Here is a 24,285-nt window from a genome sequence, read left to right as displayed (position 1 = left end):
CTGTGAATCGGCGTGAACGGCGACAGCTACCGCCTCATGGAGTCCGCCCACCGCTGCCGCCCCGCTGGCCTGAAGTCCAACCGCCGTTGACACCTCCACCGTATAGGCGTCGGTGTGACAGATGCCGGTCGCCATGACCAAGCAGCACTTCGCCTAACTTCGGGCCCTCAAGGTCGACCTCAACGATCTCCAGCGGCCTTTTCGCTTCGAAGGCTACGGCGGCACGGGTTTTCATCGTTTTACTCTCGCTCCCTGCATGTTTCGCGGAGGAAACGCAGCGCGATCGGGTAGGATGGGCTCTTACAGGGCTTACCGAACGTGTGCGTCTGCCTCAGCCTCGACGCTTTCAGCCGGGCTGGAGGCACGGTCGACCTGACTTTCCTGCTCATGGCGGATTTTTCGTTGCAGCGTTCGTCTAGCAAGAACGGCACCCCGGTCGCTGGACAGGATGGCCGGGTGCAGATCCCACAGATCCTCGCCGCGCATGTTTCGCTGAATTTGCTCGAGCATCACGCCGTCTTCCTCTTCGAAGATTTGCGTGACCCGATCGAGATAACGACGATCGGCGACATCGAAGAAATAATGCGTGCTCTTGTCGGTCTCGGGCGTCATGATATGCGCCGCGACCCTTGTGTGGCCAACGCCAGTCTCCGCCTCAACCGGACGCGAAGCGCTTTTCAAAATCATCGCTCCGGGGGCATGCCAGATAACTTCGAACTCGGTGTGAACATCCACCGGATTTTCGGCAGACCGGTTCATAACCATACCCTTGCCGTCAAACACCCATTTGACGCTTACGACTTCTCCGTCCACCTGCGCCTTAGCCTGACAGCGCGCGATATCGCCACCTGTGCTGAGAGTGGTTGTGTGAACGAAGTCAGCGTGGCTCAAGTCCAATATGTTATCGGTCAGCAACTGGTAGTTGGCGTCCGTACGCAAATGGCCGCCAGCTCTCTCCGTCTCAATAGGAACATCAAGGAACGAGAAGTCAGGTATGATGCCGCGGTCGGCCGCTTCCGGATCGCCGGGCCATATCCAGATCGCGCCATATTTTTCGGCTACGGGATAGCTGCGGACCTTGGCTCGCTCCGGAATTTTCCCATCGCCGTGCGGGTTATGCACACATTGTCCGGACATAGCAAAGCGCAGGCCATGATAGGGGCATTCGACAACGTCATTCTCGAATTTTCCGTCGCTCAGCGAAGCGAAGCGGTGCGGACACACATTGCCAATGGCCGCTGTTTCGCCGCTTTGGCCGCGCAGCAGCAGCACAGGCTCCCCAAGCAAGACGCGGCGCAGATGGCGTCCGGGTGCCAACTCGCTCGCCCAAGCAGCGACATACCAGCAATTGAGGAGATAAATCCCAGACAAATTCTTGCTCCTTTGAGGCTCTGGTGTCGTTTGCCGCGATACTAGTTTTCCCTACAGGTTTCGCGCCAAAAAGTCAAAATATGCGACTTTGTATAGAATTGCTAATCCATAAGTTCATATTTAGGATTTTTATGTCTCTCATGGTTGCGTGTCTAACGCCTCGGTGCGATCGCGCGACGACATTCTCTCAATCCGCCGTTCGGGAGGTCTGTTCGCCAGACGCGATAGGCATCAGCCAAGCGGCAGCGAGGGTTAGAAACGCGATCACTAGCATTCCTCCGAAGCTCCAATGGAGGGCGGCATCAAACACCGGCACCAATACAGGCTTGTCGTAGAGGTGAGCCAAACCTTCGGGCGTGTTGAGCAAATGCTTCAGGGCCTCGGCCTGCCCGCCACGACCAAAATGGGCAATGCCGACATTTAGAACGGCTCCCATAACGGTTGCTCCCAGCGCATTTCCGAGACTGCGAGAAAAAATGATCGACGAAGTGGCGCTACCGCGCATCGACCATTCAACGCTCTCTTGCACCTGGACGATACTGGTGATGCTGATCAGCCCCATCCCCATGCCCATCCCAAGCGAGCCCAAGCTGGCGAAGACGGGACTGCTATGCGGCGTCAACAGGAGCAGAAGTGCCGCTCCGAGCGGCAACGCCATTCCGCCAAGCCGAAGTGCGCCACGCACTCCCAAGGCCGCATAAAGCCAATTGCAAAAAGACATGGATAACGTCCAGCCGACCAGCAAGGTGGTCAGCGTAAAGCCCGCAACAACAGCCGTGTGGCCCATGACCCCCTGGACATATAGCGGCATGACCGTGGTCACGCCAATAAAAGCTATCCCTGCGAGAAAGGATGCCGCATTGCTGGCGGCGATCAGCGGCCTACCCCATAAGGCGATCGAGATCATCGGATCGGCCGCGCGCATTTCGAAAGCAATGAACAGGATTGCCGAAGTTATGCAGATAGCGGCCAAGGCGATCCAAGTCGCGGTGCCGATCCCTGTCCCGGTCAGAAGAACAAGAAGGCTGACATTCGCTATCGCGAAGGTAACAGCCCCGCCATAATCAATTCTCGCGCTTTTGGGCGAAACCTCTACTTTCAGATATCCGGCCAAGCCAGCGATCGTCACCAGTCCGATCGGCAGATTAATCCAGAATATCCAGCCCCATGACAGGTGGGCGACAATGAACGCCCCCGTGAGCGGCCCGATCACAGCGGCCCCCGCCCAGACCGTTGCGACGATTGCCTGAATTCTTCCTCGTTCCGAAACTGTGTAGAGGTCTCCGATCATGGTGATCACCATCGGTTGGATAGCACCCGCACCGATTCCCTGCAGGAGCCGGAAGGCGATGAGCCACAGCATCGAGGTCGAGAAACCAGCGAGCAGCGATCCCGCCAGGAACACCGCAATGCCAAGGATCATGATCGGATTGCGTCCGAAGATGTCCGCAAGCCCACCGAATATCAGAGTCATCGTACATTGCGCGAGTAGATAACCAGAGAATACCCACGTATAACATGCAAAGCCGCCGATTTCCCCGACGATGTGGGGCATTGCCGTCGCGACGATGGTGGCTTCCATCGCCACCATGAAATTCGCGAGCAGGATCGAGACGAGCACGATCCGCCGCTTGCGGGGGTCCGCCAGCTCACCCATGGCAATTCCTGTTCAATCTGTGCAGCGCGCGAGAACGTCGCGGGCGGCAATGCGATCACAATCCGACCGGCCTAGCGCCTCAATCGGCAAGGTTGGCAGCTTGCTCCTGTTATTCGGCGTGGTCTGCTGCGGCAATGGAGTTGGAAGGCGCAATTGTTTCCTGCTCGCGACGAATTCTGCGTTCAAGAGCGCGGCGCGCCATGACGGCGCCCCGATCGCTAGAGAGAATGAGTGGAGCGAGATCCCAGAACTTCTCGGTCCTCATATTGCACTGTACCTCTTCGAGCATCGCGCCATCTTCAAGCTCGAACACTTTTCCGATCCGTTCGACGCGCCCAGCGTCAGTCGTGTTGAAGAAATAATGGGTACGATACTCGGACTCAGGCGTCATGATATGCGCGGATACGCGCTTATGACCGCCAACAATGTGACCTTGTTCGCCTTCAACGCCGATGGGATACGACGAACTGCGCAATATCATTGCCCCGGGTGCGTGCCAGGTGACCTCGAATTCGGTGTGAACGTCGATAGGATCATCAGGCAGACGGTTCATGACCATGCCCTTGCCATCGAACGCCCATTTGATCGTGACCACATCGCCCTCCATCTGCGCCTTTGCGCTGGCTCTAGCGATGTCGCCCTCGGTTCCGAGCGTGGTGCGATGCAGAAAATCGGCATGACTGAGATCCATGATGTTGTCGCACATCAGCTGATAGTTGGCCTTGGTCAGGAGATAGCCTCCAGTCCCAACCGACGGCCCGTCCAGGAACGAGAAGTTCGGAATATCGCTGGGATTAGCGATGTCGGGGTCGCCGGGCCAAAACCAAATCGCGCCATGGCGCTCAGCAACGGTATAGCTCCGCACCCGCGCTCGCTCGGGTATTTTGCCGTCGCCATGAGGGTTATGAACGCACCGTCCGTCCATGTCGAAACGCAATCCATGATAAGGACATTCGACAATTCCGCTCTCGAATTTGCCTTCGCTGAGCGACGCGAAGCGATGCGGACAGACATCCCCGATCGCGGCCACCTTGCCGGCATCGCTACGCATCAAAAGCACAGGCTGGTCAAGCAAGGTGCGCCGCAAATGAGCTCCGGGAGCCAATTCGCCCGCCCAGGCAGCAAGATACCAGCAGTTAAGGAGATAAAGACCAGACAATTTCATTCTCCTTTGGATACGAGGCGGCGCGGCCCAAGCAGCGCACGCATGGGCAGCTTCCCCTGCAAAATCGGAGCAAAAATGTCAATAAGAGAGAATATTGATTGCCATATAAAAACATTTTTGCCAGATAATGAGCTTATAGCATCACATCTTTGGGTTAAATGGCTATCAACGAGACGAGACGATGGCTTTTTCAGCATGCAGTATGGGCTGGGGAAGGCCATGACCGGGTGCAGGAAGGCACGTCCGCTCGAATCCTGCAGGCCGACTCAGTTTCGAATGCCCAGGTTAGAAGGAAGGTCAAATGAGCGTGGAATTCCAGATCGAAGTCGATGGCGGCGTGTTGGCAGGCCGCCGCGCAGATCCGAGCGACAAAGCGCGCATCAGAGGCGGCCCGCTGATCGTGGCCATCCATGGCGGCAGCTACACCTCCAAATATTTCGACATAGCGGGGTACTCACTGCTCGATCGGGCGGCGGCGGCGGGTTGCTCAGCCGTCGCATTTGATCGACCAGGCTACGGCGGGAGCACGTTGCTCGAATGCGAGGATGCAATTCTGCAGGCAAACGCTCACCGGCTAGAGGCAGGAATCGCTGAACTTTGGCGCCGCGATAACGGGCAGTCGAGCGGGGTGTTTCTTGTAGGCCATTCCATGGGAGGCGCGATTAGTACCCTGATCGCAGCGAGCGAACCCAGTTGGCCGTTGCTGGGGTTGGCGGTGTCCGGCATCGCACTCGCTCATCCGGAGGGCGTGCCTGCATTTGAAGGGGAGCCGCCGGAGGAAGTGTATCTCGAAGTTCCCGATGAGGTGAAAATCGGACATATGTTTGGCCCAGAAGGAACCTATGCGGCAGATGCACCGAAACATTCCGCGGCTGCAAATCATGCGGTCATCTTTCGTGAAATCATCGATATCAACGCATTCCCGAGCCGGGCCTCCGATGTCTATGCATTGGTTCGCGCGCCGGTGCACTATCGCCATGGCGAACATGATGTTCTCTGGTCGAAGGCGGAAGGCGAGGTCGAACGTGTCGCAAAGGCATTCGTACTATCGCCAAGGGTCGATGCCGCACTGGTGGTCGGCGCTGGTCACGCAATCGACTTTCATCATTCAGGCCAGGAATTGCAGCAAGCCCAGATCGCATTCGCGATTGGATGCGCCGTCCTGGAGCGCGGGGCCGACTAGGGTCAAGATCTGTAATTGCAGTTGCTAGGCGGTGCCGATCCCTTGAGGGTTTCATGGGCCTGTCCGCACTGGCCAAGCCGGAGCCTGGTCGTGCTGTATCGGGTCTCCCAGAGGCGAAAGTTGCATTGATTCTACGCGGACTTTTAGATCCATCTGAGCGCCTTCGCAGATCGTTCGCCCCTGCGTTCCCTCGCGGGACATCGCCCTCGGATCAGCTTTGACGCTTCACCGCTGGCAAACAGTTTCTATCCTATTTCACGCCTGGAACAAAGTCCCGTCGCGCAGCATGGCATGCATGATGACCGCGAGGCGACGAGCGAGGGCGACACGGACCTTCTTCAGGCTGCGGCGCTTCGCAACTGTCATGGCCCACGTCTTCAGTGCGAACGTCTCTTTGCTGCTGGTCAGGATCGAGTTGACGGCTTCGTCGAGCAGCTTGCGGACGGTCCCATTCCCTTGCTTGGTGATCCGGCCCGTCCAATCGAACTCGCCCGACTGATGACCTCGAGGTACGAGACCAAAATAGGCGCCGGCATTGCGTGATTGTCGGAAGCGTCCTGCTTCATCCACTGCAGCGGCGAAGGCGGCTGCCGTAAGCCTCGCATATCATGTCGAAGCGCATCTGGCGCGACCAGGCGGTGTTGCGGTTGCGCGGCTGCTCGGCGAACTGGATGCCATTACCTGTCAGGATTGTATGGACGCGGTAAGGTACGGCTTTCAGCAGGTGTTCCAGGAACTCCCACGCAGTTCGTCGATCGGCCTTGTCGACCAACTGGGTAACCGCAAACTTGCTGGTGCGATCGACGCCGACGAACAGGTATAGTTTGCCTTCCGCAGTCTGCACCTCGGCGATATCGATGTGGAAGAAGCCGATCGGGTAGCGCTTGAAGCGTTGCCGCTTCGGCTTGTCGCCTTCAACATCCGGCAGCCGTGAGATGCCGTGCCGTTGGAGGCATCGGTGCAGCGCTGATCGTGCCAGGTGCGGGATAGACGGTCGCAACGCATAGGGGCAGTCGTCGAGCGGCGGCAGTGTGTGACGCCGGAACGCGACAATCATCGCCTCCTCCGCTTCGGTCATGGTTGTTGAATGAGGGGCCTTCGGCCCGGTTTTCAGATCCTCGACGGTTGTCCGCTTGCGCCACTTTGCCACCGTCTTCGGGTTGATCCCCAGTTCACGGCTCAGCGTCGCTAGCGAAGCTTGCTATCGCTGTATTGCCGCTCGGACGGCGTGCGTGGTCGTGGCGCACCCATGACAATCCTGTCCCATACGGCTTCCTTCCATTCCAACGAAAGGATCGCACCATCAAACCGTGGGATCAAACACCTAGGGCCCCCTGTCTCAGGGTACCCGCAATCATGCGCTATCCAAAAGCTGTTACCGCAAGGCGGTCTGCGGGCAGCCATCGCTGGCTTCAAAACGGTGCGCCGCTCTACTCGCCAGAGCTCCGACAATCGCTGGGCCGGCGAGCAGAACGAGCAACCACTTTTCGGTCATTCCCGCCCCGAGCAGTACGCCGCATAGCGCCGGGCCCGCCATTGCACCAGTACGGCCGGCAATGGACGCGAAGCCGATGCCGGTGGTCCTGACGGTTGCCGGATAGGCGCTTGTCAGCAGAGCGATGATGAGAAGCTGCCCTCCGCCGGATGTGAGACCAAGCAATGCGCAACCCGCGAGAAGGACAGGCAGCGGGGCGCTCAATGCGTAACCGGTCACGACGAAGGCGCCCGCTGCCGCCCAGAAGCAGAGCATCAGAATTCGCGCCGTCCCAAAGCGGTCCGCGGCCCAGCCCAACGGAAAGCTTGCCACAATGATTCCGAGATTCAGCAGCACACCCGAGAGACTCGCCAGATGTACGGGCGTGCCGGATGCCACCAGTATCAGAGGCATCCAGCTCAGCAGCGAGTAGAGAAGCAGAAGATTGATCGCACAGACCAGCCACAAGATAAGGGTACGGCTGCGCAATTCGCTCCCGATCAGTGCGGCGAAGCCGCTCCTGGGTTGGGCGCTGCCGTCTGAACGGCCGAACGAGGCCGTATTCTGACTCGCCGAGTTCCGAAAGGCTGCCGCAGAACGTTCGCCCTTCTGGCGTTCCTCGCGCAAGATCTGGAACACCGGCGACTCCGGAAGGAATAGAAGAACGGCAATGGCAAGGAGTAGGGGCAAGGCGCCCCCGACAAGGAAGATGGTTCGCCAGCCATGGCTTGCGAGAAGCCAAGTGCTGATCGCGCCTGCTGTGAGCCCGCCCGTCGGCACGCCGACGCTCATCGCCATGACCATGCGCGAGCGCAAGCGTTCAGGAGCGAATTCGGCGGTAAGAGCGATGGCGTTCGGCAAAACTGCGCCCATCCCTACGCCGCCGACAAAACGCAGCGCCGTCATCTGGACCGCCGACTGCGCCAGTACCGACAGGAAGCTGCATGCGCCGAAGGCAACGAGCGAATACAGGATTACCGGCTTGCGCCCGAAGCGGTCAGAAAGCGCCCCTTGAACAAGTAGGCCAAACACCATGCCCACGATGCTTGCCGAGAGGACCGTGCCGAGTGCGGCTTTTGAGACATCCCATTCGCGCGATATCCCGGGGGCGGCGAAGGAGACAAGCTGATTATCAAAGCCGTCGGTCAACGCCACCAGAAAACAGAGCAGCCAGACCTTCGCAATTCGAGAACCGGAGACGATCGTTTGCTCTCCGAGGGAGGCCGTCCTTGATTCCATGCTTCACACCACCACCTTTAGATAGTTTCAGAAGGCGCCCAGGAGGAGGGCATTCCTTTGCTGGAAGCCATGTGATTCTGGGACAATTGCACCCTCAGCCATCGGTCGACGTCGTGAGCGGTAGGGTGACACCGTCACCGGCGCCCGGGGAAATTATAATGAAATCCGACTCGGCGACAGGATGGCCGCCGAGGCGATTCCGATTGATTAGAATTTCGTCGAAACAGCCACGACGAAGCGCCGGCGCTCACCCATAGCGCCAACGTTGCAGAGCGGCGTAGCGGCCGGACAGACACCATTGGCGTTAGGCGCAGCATAATAGGCCGGGAAGAATTCCGTGAAATACTTCTCGTCGAACAGGTTATCCACCCGCCCGGAAATCTCCCATCTGCCATCAGCGGATTCAAGCGCGATGCGAGCGCTCGCGATCCAATAGGACGGATTTGTTCCGACCACCGGACGGTAGTTTGGATCCCACTGGAACTTGTCCGAATAAGACGCGTCGGCATGAAGATTAAGGTTGAGAGAGCTGTTGAGCGGCTGGACATACGTAGCGCCCATGACAGCGGTCCACTTGGGCGAGTTCGGAACCTCTCGACCGGAAATGTCGACACTATTGAACCGAGCACCTTTGCGCCATTTCGCCGACAAATAGCTGGCACCAGCGTTCACCGTCAAAGCATCGGTCGCGCGGAAGTTCAAATTCACCTCGGCACCCTTGTTGATGGAGTCACCGATATTACTGGTCGTCTTCACCGTTACGCCGCCGACATTTGTCGAAGTCTGCAACTGGCGGTTCTTCTCGATCAGGTAGAAGAGATTGACGTCATAGAACAGCCGGCGATCGAATGCGTAGCCCTTGGCACCGATCTCAAAGTCAGTATTCGTTTCCGCCCTGTAGGGCCTCGTGGGATTCGACGTCGCGTCGGTTCCACCGGGGTTCAGGCCCTGCGAGAAGGAGGCATATATCGAGGAGTCGTTATCCGGCTTGAACGAGAGGGCCACCCGCGGAAGCACAAACGTCTTCTTTTGGGTGTATTCATTACCGATCGCAACGGTTCTCAAGAAATTCTGGTGCGTTTCCGACTTGTAGCGGCCGACGCGCACGCCCCCTGTCAAAGTGAATTGGCCGAAATGGTAGTTCCCCGTGCCGAATGCCGCAAAATCGGTGCGCTTCGTGTTGTAGTCGAAGAAGGGATTAGCAAATGGCACGATATAGACCGGTACGATGCTCGAAACGATCGGATCCTTGACATACTGACCGTAAAGACCCGCGATCCAGTCAAAACGATCGTTCTGCTCGGACGTGAGCCTCAATTCCTGAGTGTAGACATGAGGCTTGTAGGCGTCCGTGGTGTAGGCGTTGATCGTCGGATTGGGGCTGAAGTCGAGATCGACCCTGATATAGGGAACCTGCACCGTCGCCGAGGTGATCGATTTAAGCGACACCGATCCGAAATCATAGGTCAGGTCGAGAACGCCGCTATAGCTCTTGAACGTGTTCTTGCCGACGAAGTTGAAGTTGGTCACATAACGCGGCGAGAAGACATCGCTCTGCGGCGCGTAGGCGTTGTTGGTCCGCAGATCCTTGAATTTGAGCGTCAGCAGGGCGGTTAAGGCATCCGAAGGCTTCAGGAGGAATTGCCCACGGACGCCGGTTTCCCGGATCGGGCTAGAGGGCTGATCATTCGCGACGTCATAGACGAAGCCATCATCACGCGTGTGATAGCCTGATACTCGTAGCGCGACCTTGTCGCCGATGAGAGGCGCGTTGAATGCCCCATAGACGTTCACATAGTTCTTCGTGCCGGCGCGAGCCGAGAGTTCGCCCGATGTCTCGTCCAAAGAAGGCGTCTTCATCACATAACGTATGGCGCCGCCAAGCGCGCTGCCGCCGAAAAGGGTGCCTTGCGGACCTTTGAGAATCTCGATTCGCTCGACATCCTCGATGCGAGCGACTTGATCGGTGAATGTGATGACATCATCGATGAAGAAACCCACGCCCGAAACGGCCCCATAAGCCCCCACGCCGCGCATCGCCACGTTCGGCGTGTTGTTTTGACGAACGACCATCGTTAATCCCGGCGTCTGCCGGCCAAGGGCATTGAGCGAGGTTATGCCTTGTTGGGAGATGGCGTTCTCTCCGAACGCGGCCACCGCGAGAGGCACATCGACCAGTCGCTCCGACCTTTTGGTGGCGGTGACGACGATATCTGCCGTCGCGCTGGCATCGACGGCGTCGTTAGAAGCCGCGGTGCTCTGGGGCGCATCGGAAGGCGCCGCCGGGGTTTGCGCGTATGCTGACACGGAAATCATCACGGAACAGGCAGCGGTCGACAAAAACAGTGCGCTTCTCATTACGTCCTCCCCTAATGACCTGAAATCTCCTGATTTCTAGGCTTTATTAAAAGGTGCCGCACAGGCGTCGACGAAGCCGGACCTAGGACACCATGACAGAATGCGTGTCACTAGTGGTCCACGCAGTTCCAAGCTCAAAATCCAATACGCTATCAGCGAATCTTTTTGAGACATATTCCGGCTTCTTATGCGCAATGCGCTAATACGGTCAGTTTGATTTAACTTCATTTCTCATATTACGACTTTTAAGTTCGGTCAAGTTAGTTATTTATGTCAAGATGCCTGCCGTTGTCAGGACCAACGCACTAACCTGTGGGCAGTTTTCAACTACTCTGGCGCGCGCCGCCGCGTGATTTCAGGCGGATGAGTGCCTCGCTTCAGGCGACGCAATAATCCTGCCTGCGTACGTACGCAGGCGGTTGGGTCGAAAAAGGACGCGGACCACCGGTTAGCCGCCCTTGCGGCACACCAGGTCGCAACTTCATGCTTAGCCAGCGGTAATCGCGCTTTGAACGTTTACCGTCGGCTGAACGCGCCCCGGCCGAGAAGGCGGTCGAGCTTTTCGGGTGGCGCCGATGCTGATGGAGCCGGCATCTCCGCTCGTATATCTGCGGCCATCTGAAGTCCCTTGGCGACGGCCGGTCGCGCAGAAAGTCTTTCGATCCAAGCTTTCATGCTCGGGTAGTCTGCACTCGCGCCCTCGCCGAGGAAGAAGTCGACGGGTTGAAGCCATGGAAGAAAGGCCATGTCGGCAATAGTATATTTCTGCCCGGCGATGAAAGGTGTCTGCTCAAGGCGTCGTTCCACGACATCGAGTATGTTGCGAACGATCGTTCGATAGCGGGAACAGCCATAGGTCACATCGGGGGCATAACGCCCGAAATGCACTAATTGACCAAAATAAGGCCCGACATTGGACATCTGCATCATCAGCCACTGCAGCATATCGCTTCGCTGCAGGGAGTCTTCGGGCTGAAATTTTCCGGTTTTCTCAGCGAGGTAAAGTAGTATCGCACCTGATTCAAATACTGTATGCTTTGATCCCCCGATCGCATCATGATCGACAATGACGGGGATCTTGGCAGTAGGACTGAGCGTCACGAACTCGGGCTCGAAATTGGCGCCCTTGATCAGGTCGATGAGATGGAGCTCATATTCCAGGCCCATTTCTTCGAGTGCAATGAAGATCTTGACGGCGTTGGGGCTTCCGGTTGCATAAAGATCGATCATGATCAGAGGTCCTATTGCGGGGCCGGGGCTGCTTGGCTCATATCCCAATATTGTTGAACCAAGGTCTGCACTGGGGTTGGATCGGATCGCGTAGAAGTCCAGGCGTCGAGCGCGCGGTCGTCCGCATAGACCTGATTGTGACCCTCGCGAATGGCGGTCAATGCCCGTTCGACCACCTGCGAGGGCGGCGTTTTTGGGCGATCCACGGATGCCGCCATGTCAGTGTCGATATAACCAGCGAAGACCGCGATCACCTGCGTTCCCTGAGCCTTTAGCTGGGGCCGCATTCCATCCGTCAGCGCCAGACCGGCATGCTTCGTGGCCGCATAGGTGGCGTTGAAGGGATATGTGATGAGGCTCGTCACAGACAGGATGTTGACGATGGCGCTGTTGTCGTTTCGGGCAAGAACCGGCGCAAAGGCCCGAGCGACCCGCAGCGTACCGAAGACATTGACTTCCATCTCGGCGCGCAGCGCGTTTTCCGAACCTTCGGCCAACACCGGGCTTTCCTTCATGATGCCGGCGTTGTTGATCAACAGATTGACGTCAGGGCAAGTTTCCGCCGCAGCCTTCACGTCATTCTCATCGGTGATGTCGAGTTTTACCGGCACGACGCGCGGATCAGTAACAGTAACTTTTTGGGGATCGCGTGCGCCAGCATAAACCTTGGAGGCCCCAGCAGCCAGCAGCGCCTCGATAAATGACTTGCCCAGACCTCGGTTGGCCCCGGTGACGAAGGCGATAGAATTTTCAATGTCCATGATTGCGCTCCTTAAATTCAATGGGTCTGATCTGAACCTCTTGCGGCGCCCTAGCCGTGACGTGTATGGGAGCGCAGTTCGTTCCCAACGCGATGACCAAACGGGCCCACTGCGTCAGGCCGTTGCGGCCCTCACTGGCGATCGCGGCGGAACGCCGGCCAGGGTGCGGGCAATAATATATCCGAATGTCATGTTGGCGCCGTTGTTGGCGCCGTTTGCCGGTGGCAACCCTGCCCACATGGAGTTCGAATCTAGTCCGCAGGCGTACAGACCGGGAATTGGCTCATTCTGCTGGTCGAGCACTTCTCCAGTCACGCTGGTCCGCATGCCCAATGTCGAGCTGATCTCACCTGCGATGATTTCCAACGCGTAGAATGGGCCGTTTTCGATCGGTGCGAGGTTGGGATGAGGTTTGTTGGAATGATCGCCAAGATAGCGATCAAAGCCGCCGTCGCCTTTGCCCATGGGATCGCCTTGCCCGGCACGGGCGGCCGCATTAGCGGCCTCCACTGTTTTGAGGAGATTAGTCTCATTGATCCCAATCGTGCTCGCTAAGGCAACAAGCGTGGGCGCACGTTGCACATATCCTTGCCGCACCAGCCGCTTGAGACGGATGCCATGAGGATAGATCAGCCCAAGGCCCCATTTGTGGATGAATTTCGCATCGCAAATTATCCACGCGGGGAGCGACCCCGTCTCCCGCATCTTCTGGCCGACGAACAGCGTTGCCTCGTTCGTGAATCGCTCGCCATTGCGATTGATGACGATGACGCCAGGACGTCCGAGATCGATGATATGGGGCACAGGTTCGATAGTGCCGTCCTTCTGCCGATAGCGTGACAAAACTGTCCAGACCGCGTTGTCTGCATTGTCAGACTGCAGCGTAGCGCCCGCCCGCGAGCCGATGTTAATTCCATCACCGGTATTGCCGTCTGGCACCAGTGGCATTGTCTGTTCGACTCGGGGATAATATTGCTTGCGCATCATTTCATTCGCGGCGAACCCGCCGGTTGCGAGAACAACGCCACGCCGGGCGGAAACGCGAATATTTCTCCCGCCATGTCGAACAATTGCACCCGTGACGGCGGCATCTTGGTGGATCAAATCGACGACCGGGCTTTCCGTCCATAGTGTGACGCCCGCATCGATTGCGGATTTGAGAAAGCGGGCAACCAGCGCGTTTCCCATGAATAGCCGCGTGCCGCGTCCGTACAGGATTTTGTCGGAAGCATGCCGCGCAAACAGCTTGAGCATATGTAGTGCGGACTTCATGCTCCGGTTCGCAGCCATGCCGTGCTGGATGTCCGGCATACTCACCATCATGCCCCACGGAGCGTTGAACTGCTCGAGCGGCGGGCGAAGTTTCTGAAGAGTATCGCGGCTGAGCTCTCGGCCGTCGAAACCTACCGGCGTGAACGCTCGCCCGGCCTTCGATCCACCGGGCAGTTCCGGGAAATAATCCGGACCCGGGCGCACCATCATCTGAACGTCCGTGTTGGCCAACATGAAGTCGATCATTTCCGGACCATTGGCGAGGAACGCCTCGGCGAGATCAGGACGCAGTCTGTTGCCAACAACCGCCTTAAGATAGTCTTTCGCGGCTTCAAGGGAATCGCTGGCGCCGATAGCACCCATCTGATGATTGTTCGGAATCCAGCAGCCACCGCCCGACCAAGCCGTGATGCCTCCAAAATACTGCGTCTTCTCGACGAGCAGGACTTTGAGACCGCGTTTGGCGGCAACGATCGCTGTGGTCATGCCGGCGCTTCCGGAGCCGGCAACAATCACGTCGACTTCCATGTTCTCACTGTCGCCCAACGTCATGTCATGGTTTCTTTCTTTTGAAACTCAACCCGTTTTTTAGACACTGCGAACCGCGGATAAGCTCGGTCTACGCGCCGGCTGGCACCTGCCTCAGAGGCCCCACCCTTTGCTTCTTCGCAATTCAACGCGTACGAGCCGTCCCTTACCCTTCTTTGGGCGCAGGAGTCAGAACGCAATCTTCGCATGATCCCGATCGTTCTGCTGCCGAGGCTCAGGCAATCTTTCCGGGCGGATTGCTGGCGTGCTGATGCAGATTCCTCGGTACAAGCGGAGTGACGCTGGCACTCGCCCAAGCGGCAGCCGGGAGCGACATCACCAGTTCGTGAAGTTCGGCCTGGCCCGAGACTTCCCAAAGCGTGATCGTCTCGTGCTTCAGAGGCACCTTCCAATGCGCAACCAGCTTGCCACCTTCGGACAGTTCACGCGAACGCTTCTGCTCGGCGGCAACAAGCTGTTTCCGACATTCTTCCGGAAAATCGGGCGGCAATTGATTCGTCATTCTCACCAAAAACTGCATTTTTTTATCCTTCAATCCGGAATACAAATTGAGGCGCCCACGGCGCACTCCACCAGTGGCGTCGCCTGAAGCTTGCTCCAGCGCCACGCCGGCAGACTAGCGAAGGTCTCATGCAACTGCGTCGCATCGTCCGCTGTACAGATCAGGATGCGCGACCGCTGGCATGGCACTATCCAGACCTCCTTGAAAAAGGTACCGGCCGCAGTGATTTCAGAGGCGCGCTCACGCTCTTTGCGGGTAATCTCCGCAAGCTTTTCGGGATCGTAGTCCGGCGGAAAGCCAATCTCCATTTCGACAAAGAAGTCCATATCAGTCCTCACTTGATAATTGATAGTTCGAGTGGACCGGCACCCAATCGCGCCGCGCCCTCGGATCCGATCGCCACGGATTCGCCCCAGAAGCCCATCTCACCGGTGCTCTCATCGCGAACCTGCACCTTGAGTGCATAGATATGATGCTGCTGGATCTCGAACTGCAGGATCGCTGGATCCTGCGTGCCAAAGACGATCATGGGGCGGTCTTCGCCGAGTGCCCGGGTATGAATGACAGGTACGACGCGGAAGCTGGTCTGCGCGTTGCGCTCTTTATAGACTGCGAGGATGTCCCCTATCGTCGCCCCGGGTTTCATCGATGCCATCACGCTTGCGAAAGTTTCAACAGCCAGATCGAACATGGCTTTCATGGCGTCGCCGGGAGCGCCAAGGCTCACGGTTCTGGAAATCTGGCCAAGATAGCCCGACGTTCCCCGCGCCTCGATTTCGCAGTGGATGATATCACCCTGACGCAGCGGCCGTGCCGTCGGAAACGGTGCCAGGCTGAAACGGAAGCCCCCCCCCGCCGACCACATCAGGAAATTGGTAGGCAGCGCACCCCTTGCGATCAGATGGCCGACCATCTTGCCGTAAAGCACCCGCTCGGGCACGCCCGCCTTGGCCTCGCGCAGGAGGAGTTCAAACGCTTCTTCGGTCAGCGCCACGGCGTCCGCGACGGCCGCGCGCTCCTCGGCGGTCTTATCAGCCCGGAGTTGATCGAGAAGGTCCGTTGCATCGACGATCGCGGCGTCAGGAAACGCCTGGGAGATTCGATCGATGAACCCGGTTGTTGCAAGGCCCTCGGGAAAGCGCACCGTACCCTTTAAGCCGGGAATGCCGATACGCGCGCCGGCAAACCCCAGTTCGCGGAGGCGCCCTATCACCCCTTCTCCGACCGACCATGGCGTCTCCCGGACGTCGGTGACCCAGCTCTGCCAAGCGAGCCAAAACTCGGCCGAAGGCACGGGTCCTACGACAGCGGTGATTTTACCTACCTTGGGGAAGACGACGGAAACGGGGGCGTTGTTGCCGCCAACGGTCGAGAGAAAGGTCGCGTTGGCCTGGAGCTGATCCCAAAATCCGGGATTGGGAGGGGTGACGAGGACGTCGATTCCAGCCTGCGCCATGGCAAGCCTCACCCGCGCCCATCGCGCATCACGCTCGCCGAGCGTCAGCTCCTTTTCGCGACGATATTCGGAAAGATCGGACTTAACATGCTCCATAAGCTGGTTACCTTAAATTTCCTGTGCGAAATTCCGGCCAGGGCGCGCCGGCAAGCCATATAGCTACGCCGCGACCGAGAGATTAGCGATGCAGCCGAGGGCAGCCTTACACCCGTTGCGTGGCGCTTTCAGGCACGTCTGCCGACCGCGCACCCTTGTCGTCTTCTTTCCCACTTTATGTCAATGCCGCCGCATTTAGTCAATCATATATTTCATATTATGCGAAAAATGTTCATTTTTATGTCTTGTTCACGCCGGTCTCCACGTGCTCCGAACCTCCGGCGGTCTCATCCATTCAGCGTAGCAAGGAGCCCATATTTGGGTGCTTAACCGTATCGCTGGATGACAGCATTCTTAAATAAGGCGTTGCGGTCTAGCGGCGCCGAAACAAGGTCGCTTCCCCAACCCGGCGATCGATCGTTGCAAAAGCGACAATTCGCAACATACAGTCCTAAATGTCATAAATCGAGAATTTTGCTTGCATTGGTTATACATTATTGCCATTTTACGCCATGTGCTTCATAACACGCTACCGGATAACGCATGATTTCTTCGATGGAAAGGCAAGTAATGGCCGATCAGATCTCGTTAGAAACCCGCGAAAAGACAGGCGGGACTTCGCCGGACGCACCCACACCGGCGGAGGCTCAGCGGACCCCGCCTGATCTCGCGACCTTCCATGAGAATTTACAGGCAGACAGCCTCTTGCCACTCTGGGAGATCATGCGCCGCTTGGCGGCCAGCGAGCCTCGCAACGGCGGAGATCCAATCTTTTGGTCTTGGGCTAACCTGCGCCGCTATTCCATGGACGCCGGCGAGTTGATCACTGCGGCGGAGGCAGAACGCCGGGTGCTTGTCCTCGACAATCCGGCCTTTGCAGGCGAAGGGCGTGCTACCAATTCGCTGTATGCCGGCATTCAGTTGCTTCTCCCCGGAGAGGTCGCGGCCAGCCACCGTCATACGGCATCTGCCCTTCGCCTGATCCTGGAGGGAGAAGGCGGATACACGGCTGTCGATGGAGAGCAGGTAATCATGTCCCCGGGCGATTTCATCGTCACGCCGACGGGGACGTTCCACGACCATGGAAATCCCAGCGAAGAGCCGGTCCTGTGGCTGGACGGCCTGGACGTTTTCGTGGTCAATCTTCTGAACGCGCCTTTCGGAGAGGATTATCCAACAGATCGGCAAGCCATAGCGCGTCCGACTGGCGACTCACTTTCCAGATATGGGAGCGGGCTCCTGCCTCATGCTTATGCGCGTAGCGGAGCGCGGTCTCCCATGTTCTGGTGGCCCTATGAGCGAACCAAATCGTCACTCGATGCAGTGCGGGCCGCGGGCGGCGCGGACCCAGTGCTTGGCTTCAGAATGAACTTCATCGATCCCACTACGGGGCAGTCTCCGATCAAGACCATGACCGCATCGATGAGTCTTTTCCCCTCCGGTTTCGAGGGCGACTTCTACCGGTCAATCTCGGGACACGTATGCTCGGTAGTGGAGGGGACGGGTGAGGTGACCGTCGATGACCGTACATGGCGGGTCGGGCCCAAGGACGTTTTCATTCTTCCGAGCTGGAAATGGCACCGTTTCCAGGCGAGCGATGACCTGGTCATCTTCAGTTTTTCCGATGAGGTGCTTCAGCGACACCTCGGCTTCTGGCGCGACGAGCGCCGTCCCCATCCAAAGGCTTAAGTAACATGCGCATCTGTCGCTTCAATGACGACCGTATCGGCGTCGTCCGCAACAACCTTGTCCAGGACGTGACGCATATATTGGATGTTTTCGCTTCCAGCCGCTACCCGTTCCCGACCTATGATGTGCTGATAGCCAATCTTGACCTCTTCAAGTCACTTCCCGGATCAACAGAGGGGGGGATTCCGATCGATGATGTTCAACTGCTCAGCCCGGTTGCGAACCCTGGCAAGCTCGTAGCCGCGCCGGTCAACTATCAGGCGCATCTCGAGGAGGCTATCGCTGACGAGGCCACTTTCAGCCGGGCGCATGTGCGCAAGATCCAGGAAGCAGGCTTGTTCCTGAAGGCTACGAGTTCGCTGATTGGCGTTAGCGATCCGATCCAGATCCGGCACGGCGAACGGCGGACCGATCACGAGATCGAACTCGCCGTGATCATCGGGCGCACCTGCCGGGGAGTCTCGCGCGAGAATGCGCTATCCTACGTGGCCGGCTATTCGGTCGGTCTCGATATCACCATTCGTGGTCCGGAAGAGCGCTCGCTGCGCAAGTCACTCGATACCTATTCAGTGCTGGGTCCCTGGCTAGTCACCGCCGACGAGTTTGGCAATCCGAGCGGGCGTGACCTGCGGCTGTCGGTCGACAACGAGCCAAGACAGATCGCAAACACGCGCGATCTTATCATGGATGTGCCGGCGCTCATCGAGTTCGCTTCAGACTACTATACGCTTCATCCGGGCGACATTCTCTACACCGGGACACCGGAGGGCGTTGGACCGATCGCGCCCGGCCAGACCATCGACGCGTCGATTTCAGGCATTGGCTCGATTCAAGTGGGGGTGATCGCAGCATGACCGGGCAACTTCCCTTTCTCGTCGCAGGCGGCGGCATCGGTGGCCTCGCCGCCGCCCTCGCCCTCTCGATCGCCGGACGCCGCGTCATCGTAGTGGAGCAGGCCGAGGAATTCGCGGAAATTGGCGCAGGCATTCAGATGGGCCCAAATGGCTTCAGGATGCTGGAGGCTCTAGGGTTGCGCAACGCTATCGATGAGGCGGCGGTCTATCCGGACGACCTGATCGGAATGAACGGTGTGACGGCGAAGGAGATCACGCGGATCCCGGTCGCCCGCGGTGTTCGAGAGCGGTTTGGCTATCCCTATGCGCTGGTTCATCGGGCCGATTTACACCGTGCTCTACTCGACGCCTGTCTCAGCTCCCCATCGATCGAGCTCCTCGCGGGGAAGATCGTCGAGGATTTTGTTGAAGACGGTGCCGGCGTCACGATTTCGATCAAGGACAGCGCCAGCCTACGCGGTTGCGCGCTTGTTGGAGCCGATGGGCTCTGGTCCCCGATCCGCGCGAAGATCGTGGGGGACGGGCCGCCCCGCGTATCGGGTCACATCGCCTATCGCGCGGTCCTCCCAATCGAGGATATCGAGGAGCGCTTCCGCCAGAACGCGATGATCTTGTGGGCCGGTCCGCGCAACCATTTGGTCCAATATCCTTTACGCGGCGGTAAATTATTCAACCTCGTCGCGGTGTTTCACTCCGACCAATATGTCGAGGGTTGGAATCGAGAGGGCGATCCTGAAGAGCTCTACCGCCGCTTTGCCGGAAATTGCGAGGTCGTGCGCACCTTGCTGTCCAAGGTCGAAACCTGGCGGATGTGGGTACTCTGCGATCGTGAGCCGGTTAGGAACTGGAGCACCGCTCGGGTCACCCTTCTGGGCGACGCTGCACATCCCATGCTCCAATACCTGGCCCAGGGCGCGTGCATGGCATTGGAGGATGCTGTCGTTCTCGCGCAAAATGTCCTCACCGCTGGCGACAACATCAGCGCCGCATTTCAGACCTATCAAACGCAGCGCTACCTTCGCACCGGAAAATGCCAGATTATGGCCCGGGTTTATGGCGCATTTTATCACGCCGAAGGCGTGACACAGGAACTTGCCGCGCAGTTCCTCGGCAGTCGCGGCCCCGAAGCCGGAGTCGAGAGTCTTGCTTGGCTCTACGATTTCGATCCAGGGCAGATCGGCGCCGGTCCCGTGCCGACTAACGGGGAGGATGTCTCGGAGTGGGTCGGTCAGACAGCGAAAGCTGTCTGAACCACGGCTTAACAGCATGCCAGGCCGATCTGGGAGACCGCTCAGCCCCCGTTTGCTTTGAAGAACCTACCAAATCCATCCTACCATGAGATGAATTCGCAATAGGTCGGACATGCCAGCCACGCTCTATGAGAAGATTTGGAACGCGCATGTCGTAGATCGCCGCCACGATGGTAGTTGCCTGATCTACATCGACCGGCATCTAGTCCATGAAGTGACAAGTCCGCAGGCCTTTGAAGGCCTCCGCACTGCCGGGCGCAGCGTACGACGCCCGGAACTCACGCTAGCCGTGGCCGACCATAATGTTCCCACGACGCCGCGAACGGACGCGACCGGCAATCCTGTACCGATTGCCGACGCTGAAAGTGCAAACCAGCTCGCGGCGCTGCGGCGGAACACCTCCGAGTTCGGCATTCTGCTCTTCACCGAAACCGCCCCTGAACAAGGCATTGTGCATGTCGTGGGCCCGGAGCAGGGCTTCTCTTTGCCCGGTACCACCATCGTGTGCGGCGACAGTCATACAGCAGCACATGGCGGCCTGGGAGCGCTTGCCTTTGGCATAGGCACCAGCGAGGTCGAACATGTGCTAGCGACGCAGACATTGATCTTAAAGCAATCAAGATCGATGGAGATTCGCATCGACGGGCGCTTGGGATTTGGAGTGACACCCAAGGATCTCATACTGTCGATCATCGGCCGGATCGGCGTCGCCGGGGCAGCAGGCTTCGTCGTCGAATATACTGGCGAGGTTATCCGCGAAATGTCCGTGGAGGGGCGCCTCACCGTGGCCAATATGGCGATCGAACACGGTGCCCGTTCTGGACTGATTGCGCCAGACGAAAAGACATTCGAATATCTCAAGGGTCGACCGCTCGCCCCCACCAATGCAAACTGGCAGAAAGCGATATCGTGGTGGCGCACATTGCGGACCGATCCTGATGCTCGGTTTGACCGGGTCGTGGAAATCGATGGTTCAGCGATTGCTCCCAGCGTGACATGGGGAACGAGCCCCGATGATGTCATACCTATTACCGGGCGGGTGCCTGATCCGGCCTCCTTTGTCGATCCGTCGCGACAAGAGGCGGCACGCAAGAGTCTTGCTTATATGGGTCTGGTGCCAGGAACGCCCATGCAGAACATCAGCATCGACCATGTTTTTATCGGCAGCTGTACAAACAGCCGGATCGAAGATCTGCGGGCGGCAGCGGCTGTCCTGAGAGGCCGGAAGGTCGCTGATAACATCCGGCAGGCGTTAATTGTGCCCGGCTCGGGTCTCGTCAAGCGCCAAGCGGAAGCTGAAGGGCTCGACTGCATCTTCATCGAAGCCGGCTTCGATTGGCGAGAACCGGGCTGTTCCATGTGTTTGGCGATGAACCCTGACAAAGTGCCCCCAAGGGAGCGCTGCGCATCCACTTCGAACCGAAATTTCATAGGCAGGCAAGGTCCAGGGTCGCGCACCCACCTTCTTTCGCCAGCCATGGCAGCCGCTGCAGCTGTCACGGGACGGCTGACCGATGTTCGAGATCTGATGGTTTAAACGGCAGAGTCTTTCAATTACTACCAATATTTCTGATCCTGTCTAGTATCTCAGCAACCGAAGCTTTATTCGTAGTGTTCGACTATCGCCCTGCTGCAACCAAATTATGCGACGATGATTTGGTAATTAGCCTAGAAGGCGACTCGATCGTCACCCTTGAGACCTAGCATTTCGCGCGCCTCGGTTGGTGTTGCCGGCTCATGGCCCATTTCGCCGATTATGCGGACAAGTTTGGTGACCTGCTCGGCGTTCGACGCCGCCAGCTTCCCGCGCTCGATAAACAAGCTGTCCTCAAGGCCGACCCTGACATTGCCGCCAAGCAGCGCCGCTTGGGTAGCGAACGTCATCTGATGGCGACCTGCCGCCAACACCGACCATTGGAAGGTTTTGCCGAAGAGCCGATCGGCCGTCTGTTTCATGAATATCAAATTGTCGAGATCCGGTCCTATCCCGCCAAGGACACCAAAAATCATCTGGATGAAAAATGGCGGCTTCACCAATCCACGATCTAGGAAGTGCGCCAGATTGTACAAATGACTAACATCGTAGCATTCATGCTCGAACTTGACACCTTGGTCGCCCAACGTCTGAAGAATATAGGCGATATCTTTGAACGTATTTTTAAAAATCAAGTCCTCTGACCCGCTGATATAGTCTCTTTCCCAGCTGTGCTTCCAAGTCGGATACCGCGTCGCGGCGGGGAAGAATGCAAAATTCATGCTGCCCATGTTGAGCGAGCACATTTCGGGCGAGAAGCGTGTTCCCGCGCGGAGCCGTTCCTCAACCGTCATCGCAGGGCTTCCGCCAGTGGTGATGTTGATGACGGCATCGCTGCGCTGGCGGATGACAGGAAGGAAGCGTGCGAAAATGTCCGGGTCGCCCGTCGGCTCACCGGTCTCCGGGACGCGCGCGTGGAGATGAAGGATCGAGGCACCCGCCTCGGCCGCTTCAATCGACTGTTCCACGATTTGCTCTGGCGTGATCGGAAGTGCATCCGACATCGTGGGCGTGTGGACGGCGCCAGTTATAGCGCAGCTGATGATGACTTTTGCCATGAACGATATTTCCTGTTTTTCGTGTCCGTCGGCTGACGACCCGCTTACGGATTTAGCGGCTTCTGCTCGTCGCTCAGACCTGTGGTCCGCAATCGGGCCGAGACTCCACGCGCTATTTGCTGCCAGTGATGTCTTCGACCCAGAGATCCCAGGCGCGACCGATCTGCCCGTTGACAACCTCTTCGCACGCTCTGGCCTCCTCGTCCGACAGCGCCTTTGGTTCGCCCAGCTGGAGCGCTGAGAGCTGAAGCTCGCAATTCTTGGCAGTATAGAAGGCTCGAAAGGTTGCCTGGGGAATGTCTTGGCCTGTCACGGTAAATCCGTGGCCGCGCATCAGCACCACGTTCGCGTCGCCGAGATGACCAGCGAGCGATATTCCTTTGTCACGATCACGGATCAGCAGATCCGTTGCGGATCCAAAATGATCGGCTAGGTCGTAGGTGTCCGGCAGGCTGCTCAGGAAACCGCAGAGGTGGCATAGCGGCTGAACCTTTGCCGATTTTACTGCGGTGAACGGAAGGATCGATGGCGCATGGCTGTGAACGATCGCCGAGACGTCAGGCCGCGCCCGGTAAATCTCCGAGTGGATGAACCGCTCGATAAACAGTCTTTCGCTGCCGCTTTGCTTGAGTTCGCCGTCAAGGCCAAGCTGGACGACGTCCGGCGGGCGGACCCGTTTGGGGGCCAATGAGCGCGACATGAGGAAGCTGGCGGCATCGCCCGGAGTGCGGCAACTCACATGACCGAACGCGTCGAGAATTCCGAGATGCGCGAGAATCCGACTGGATAGGGATAGATCCTCCTTGGCGCGCTCAACGGTCATCGCCATCTTTCAAAACGTCAGCAAGGAATTGGGAGGTCACTCCATTTGCCAGGTTGGCAGCGCCTTCTTTCCATAGTGGGCTGTTCGGTCGAGCGAACCCATGCCCCGCAGATTGATAGGTGTGGAGCAAGAAGTTATGCCTGTGCTCGAACGCGGCGTATAGATCCTTCTGTGCTTGTTCGTCGCAGAGATGATCCTCGCCTGCAATATGGAGAAGGACGGGGACCGAGATTTTGTCGGCGAGATCGAGCGAACGGTGGATGGCGACGCCGTAATAGGAAACGGTCGCATCGATCAAATCGTCCGCTGCCGCGAGATAGGCCAAACGGCCTCCGAGGCAATAGCCGACGGCAGCAACCTTGCCAGTCGCCGTACTGCGGCGCCTCAGGCTTCGGGCGGCGCCAGATATGTCGGCAAGGGCCTCCTTTTCGCTCAGACCGGCCATAAGGGCCTGTGCGCGCTCCCGGTCCCCCGCATCCGTCGGATCGAGCTGCACATCCGCTTGCTGGCGCCAGAAGAGATCAATAGCGAAAACGTCGTAGCCTAGGGAGGTGAAGTTCTCCGCGATGATCCGCATGCTGGAATTTAGCCCGAAGATCTCTTGCAGAAGTACAATACCCGGCCGCGGAGCGTCGCCGCCGGCTGTGAGGAGAAGTCCCGGGGGCGTCTTGCCGTCTCCCTGCGAATGCCCATTACTCATGCTCCGTTTCCTCCTTGACCCACCGCAAACGAACGTGGCGCAAACAAGGGCGCATGCCAACCAT

General features: G+C 58.2%; 20 protein-coding genes and 2 pseudogenes. 5 read left to right on the top strand and 17 right to left on the bottom strand.

The window, feature by feature from the left end:
- Positions 1 to 72: 72 nt before the first annotated feature.
- From IWY39_RS11470 to IWY39_RS11455, 4 genes and pseudogenes are all read right to left on the bottom strand, one after another.
- A pseudogene (locus IWY39_RS11470) lies at positions 73 to 235 on the bottom strand (S-(hydroxymethyl)glutathione dehydrogenase); the annotation flags it as partial.
- A 74-nt stretch (positions 236 to 309) separates the two neighbouring features.
- Positions 310 to 1,371: an aromatic ring-hydroxylating dioxygenase subunit alpha gene (locus tag IWY39_RS11465; protein ID WP_196871542.1), complete on the bottom strand. Its 1,062-nt coding sequence runs from the start codon at positions 1,369 to 1,371 to the stop codon at positions 310 to 312.
- 187 nt (positions 1,372 to 1,558) lie between these two features.
- Entirely contained in the window at positions 1,559 to 3,028 is a 1,470-nt protein-coding gene (locus IWY39_RS11460; protein WP_196871541.1) for an MFS transporter, read from the bottom strand.
- Positions 3,029 to 3,137: 109 nt separating this feature from the next.
- Positions 3,138 to 4,187 carry an aromatic ring-hydroxylating dioxygenase subunit alpha gene (locus IWY39_RS11455; protein WP_196871540.1) on the bottom strand — a complete coding sequence of 350 codons (1,050 nt, stop codon included), beginning with the start codon at positions 4,185 to 4,187 and terminating at the stop codon, positions 3,138 to 3,140.
- Positions 4,188 to 4,494: 307 nt separating this feature from the next.
- Between IWY39_RS11455 and IWY39_RS11450 the strand changes: the two genes are divergently transcribed.
- Positions 4,495 to 5,376: an alpha/beta hydrolase gene (locus IWY39_RS11450; RefSeq protein ID WP_196871539.1), complete on the top strand. Its 882-nt coding sequence runs from the start codon at positions 4,495 to 4,497 to the stop codon at positions 5,374 to 5,376.
- 255 nt (positions 5,377 to 5,631) lie between these two features.
- On the opposite strand, the gene IWY39_RS11445 is transcribed toward IWY39_RS11450, so the two are convergent.
- The 10 genes and pseudogenes from IWY39_RS11445 to IWY39_RS11400 all read right to left on the bottom strand — a co-directional run bounded on the left by IWY39_RS11445 (position 5,632) and on the right by IWY39_RS11400 (position 16,313).
- Positions 5,632 to 5,946, bottom strand: coding sequence for a transposase (locus IWY39_RS11445; protein ID WP_331274478.1), 315 nt, complete (start codon positions 5,944 to 5,946; stop codon positions 5,632 to 5,634).
- Between the two features lie 28 nt (positions 5,947 to 5,974).
- Positions 5,975 to 6,643: pseudogene (locus IWY39_RS11440) on the bottom strand (IS481 family transposase); the annotation flags it as partial.
- A 108-nt stretch (positions 6,644 to 6,751) separates the two neighbouring features.
- Entirely contained in the window at positions 6,752 to 8,089 is a 1,338-nt protein-coding gene (locus IWY39_RS11435; protein ID WP_196871538.1) for an MFS transporter, read from the bottom strand.
- A 207-nt stretch (positions 8,090 to 8,296) separates the two neighbouring features.
- The gene (locus IWY39_RS11430) at positions 8,297 to 10,447 is read right to left on the bottom strand and encodes a TonB-dependent receptor (RefSeq protein WP_196871537.1); all 2,151 of its coding nucleotides are present in this window, start codon (positions 10,445 to 10,447) and stop codon (positions 8,297 to 8,299) included.
- 516 nt (positions 10,448 to 10,963) lie between these two features.
- The gene (locus IWY39_RS11425) at positions 10,964 to 11,677 is read right to left on the bottom strand and encodes a glutathione S-transferase family protein (RefSeq protein ID WP_196871536.1); all 714 of its coding nucleotides are present in this window, start codon (positions 11,675 to 11,677) and stop codon (positions 10,964 to 10,966) included.
- A gap of 11 nt (positions 11,678 to 11,688) precedes the next feature.
- Positions 11,689 to 12,438 (bottom strand): SDR family oxidoreductase, encoded by a 750-nt coding sequence (locus IWY39_RS11420; RefSeq protein WP_196871535.1) that lies wholly within the window; start codon positions 12,436 to 12,438, stop codon positions 11,689 to 11,691.
- Between the two features lie 114 nt (positions 12,439 to 12,552).
- The gene (locus tag IWY39_RS11415; protein ID WP_196871534.1) at positions 12,553 to 14,262 is read right to left on the bottom strand and encodes an FAD-dependent oxidoreductase; all 1,710 of its coding nucleotides are present in this window, start codon (positions 14,260 to 14,262) and stop codon (positions 12,553 to 12,555) included.
- A gap of 211 nt (positions 14,263 to 14,473) precedes the next feature.
- Positions 14,474 to 14,779, bottom strand: a complete 306-nt coding sequence (locus IWY39_RS11410) for a muconolactone Delta-isomerase (protein WP_196871533.1) — start codon at positions 14,777 to 14,779, stop codon at positions 14,474 to 14,476.
- 11 nt (positions 14,780 to 14,790) lie between these two features.
- Positions 14,791 to 15,087: a muconolactone Delta-isomerase family protein gene (locus IWY39_RS11405; RefSeq protein ID WP_196871532.1), complete on the bottom strand. Its 297-nt coding sequence runs from the start codon at positions 15,085 to 15,087 to the stop codon at positions 14,791 to 14,793.
- 8 nt (positions 15,088 to 15,095) lie between these two features.
- Positions 15,096 to 16,313, bottom strand: coding sequence for a M24 family metallopeptidase (locus IWY39_RS11400; protein ID WP_196871531.1), 1,218 nt, complete (start codon positions 16,311 to 16,313; stop codon positions 15,096 to 15,098).
- A gap of 570 nt (positions 16,314 to 16,883) precedes the next feature.
- Between IWY39_RS11400 and IWY39_RS11395 the strand changes: the two genes are divergently transcribed.
- The 4 genes from IWY39_RS11395 (at position 16,884) to leuC (ending at position 21,643) form a co-directional block, all read left to right on the top strand.
- Positions 16,884 to 18,002, top strand: a complete 1,119-nt coding sequence (locus IWY39_RS11395) for a cupin domain-containing protein (RefSeq protein ID WP_196871530.1) — start codon at positions 16,884 to 16,886, stop codon at positions 18,000 to 18,002.
- Between the two features lie 5 nt (positions 18,003 to 18,007).
- The gene (locus IWY39_RS11390; protein WP_196871529.1) at positions 18,008 to 18,856 is read left to right on the top strand and encodes a fumarylacetoacetate hydrolase family protein; all 849 of its coding nucleotides are present in this window, start codon (positions 18,008 to 18,010) and stop codon (positions 18,854 to 18,856) included.
- Positions 18,853 to 20,106: a 3-hydroxybenzoate 6-monooxygenase gene (locus IWY39_RS11385; RefSeq protein ID WP_196871528.1), complete on the top strand. Its 1,254-nt coding sequence runs from the start codon at positions 18,853 to 18,855 to the stop codon at positions 20,104 to 20,106. Before IWY39_RS11390 ends, IWY39_RS11385 begins: the two co-directional genes overlap by 4 nt.
- A 112-nt stretch (positions 20,107 to 20,218) precedes the next feature.
- Entirely contained in the window at positions 20,219 to 21,643 is a 1,425-nt protein-coding gene (gene leuC / locus IWY39_RS11380) for a 3-isopropylmalate dehydratase large subunit (protein WP_196871527.1), read from the top strand.
- Between the two features lie 131 nt (positions 21,644 to 21,774).
- Here the strand turns inward: leuC and IWY39_RS11375 are convergent, their stop codons facing one another.
- The 3 genes from IWY39_RS11375 to IWY39_RS11365 form a co-directional block, all read right to left on the bottom strand.
- Positions 21,775 to 22,698 carry a 3-keto-5-aminohexanoate cleavage protein gene (locus tag IWY39_RS11375; RefSeq protein WP_196871526.1) on the bottom strand — a complete coding sequence of 308 codons (924 nt, stop codon included), beginning with the start codon at positions 22,696 to 22,698 and terminating at the stop codon, positions 21,775 to 21,777.
- Between the two features lie 112 nt (positions 22,699 to 22,810).
- Positions 22,811 to 23,521: a class II aldolase/adducin family protein gene (locus IWY39_RS11370; RefSeq protein WP_196871525.1), complete on the bottom strand. Its 711-nt coding sequence runs from the start codon at positions 23,519 to 23,521 to the stop codon at positions 22,811 to 22,813.
- Entirely contained in the window at positions 23,511 to 24,221 is a 711-nt protein-coding gene (locus IWY39_RS11365; RefSeq protein WP_196871524.1) for a dienelactone hydrolase family protein, read from the bottom strand. The genes IWY39_RS11370 and IWY39_RS11365 overlap by 11 nt, the downstream gene beginning before the upstream one ends.
- Between the last annotated feature and the right edge of the window lie 64 nt (positions 24,222 to 24,285).

This window comes from Sphingobium sp. JAI105 (assembly GCF_015752145.1).
GTDB classification, from domain to species: domain Bacteria; phylum Pseudomonadota; class Alphaproteobacteria; order Sphingomonadales; family Sphingomonadaceae; genus Sphingobium; species Sphingobium xenophagum.
Note: the sequence above shows the minus strand (reverse complement) of the source record. Positions and strands in the feature narration are given on the sequence as shown.

Excerpts from the sequence above, each read along its gene's own strand:
- IWY39_RS11425 (WP_196871536.1), bottom strand. The coding sequence starts at position 11,677 with ATGATCGATCTTTATGCAACCGGAAGCCCCAACGCCGTCAAGATCTTC.
- IWY39_RS11395 (WP_196871530.1), top strand. The coding sequence starts at position 16,884 with ATGGCCGATCAGATCTCGTTAGAAACCCGCGAAAAGACAGGCGGGACT.
- IWY39_RS11420 (WP_196871535.1), bottom strand. The coding sequence starts at position 12,438 with ATGGACATTGAAAATTCTATCGCCTTCGTCACCGGGGCCAACCGAGGT.
- IWY39_RS11410 (WP_196871533.1), bottom strand. The coding sequence starts at position 14,779 with ATGCAGTTTTTGGTGAGAATGACGAATCAATTGCCGCCCGATTTTCCG.
- IWY39_RS11435 (WP_196871538.1), bottom strand. The coding sequence starts at position 8,089 with ATGGAATCAAGGACGGCCTCCCTCGGAGAGCAAACGATCGTCTCCGGT.
- IWY39_RS11370 (WP_196871525.1), bottom strand. The coding sequence starts at position 23,521 with ATGACCGTTGAGCGCGCCAAGGAGGATCTATCCCTATCCAGTCGGATT.
- IWY39_RS11415 (WP_196871534.1), bottom strand. The coding sequence starts at position 14,262 with ATGACGTTGGGCGACAGTGAGAACATGGAAGTCGACGTGATTGTTGCC.
- IWY39_RS11405 (WP_196871532.1), bottom strand. The coding sequence starts at position 15,087 with ATGGACTTCTTTGTCGAAATGGAGATTGGCTTTCCGCCGGACTACGAT.
- IWY39_RS11390 (WP_196871529.1), top strand. The coding sequence starts at position 18,008 with ATGCGCATCTGTCGCTTCAATGACGACCGTATCGGCGTCGTCCGCAAC.
- IWY39_RS11430 (WP_196871537.1), bottom strand. The coding sequence starts at position 10,447 with ATGAGAAGCGCACTGTTTTTGTCGACCGCTGCCTGTTCCGTGATGATT.
- IWY39_RS11450 (WP_196871539.1), top strand. The coding sequence starts at position 4,495 with ATGAGCGTGGAATTCCAGATCGAAGTCGATGGCGGCGTGTTGGCAGGC.
- IWY39_RS11385 (WP_196871528.1), top strand. The coding sequence starts at position 18,853 with ATGACCGGGCAACTTCCCTTTCTCGTCGCAGGCGGCGGCATCGGTGGC.
- IWY39_RS11460 (WP_196871541.1), bottom strand. The coding sequence starts at position 3,028 with ATGGGTGAGCTGGCGGACCCCCGCAAGCGGCGGATCGTGCTCGTCTCG.
- IWY39_RS11375 (WP_196871526.1), bottom strand. The coding sequence starts at position 22,698 with ATGGCAAAAGTCATCATCAGCTGCGCTATAACTGGCGCCGTCCACACG.
- IWY39_RS11400 (WP_196871531.1), bottom strand. The coding sequence starts at position 16,313 with ATGGAGCATGTTAAGTCCGATCTTTCCGAATATCGTCGCGAAAAGGAG.
- leuC (WP_196871527.1), top strand. The coding sequence starts at position 20,219 with ATGCCAGCCACGCTCTATGAGAAGATTTGGAACGCGCATGTCGTAGAT.
- IWY39_RS11365 (WP_196871524.1), bottom strand. The coding sequence starts at position 24,221 with ATGAGTAATGGGCATTCGCAGGGAGACGGCAAGACGCCCCCGGGACTT.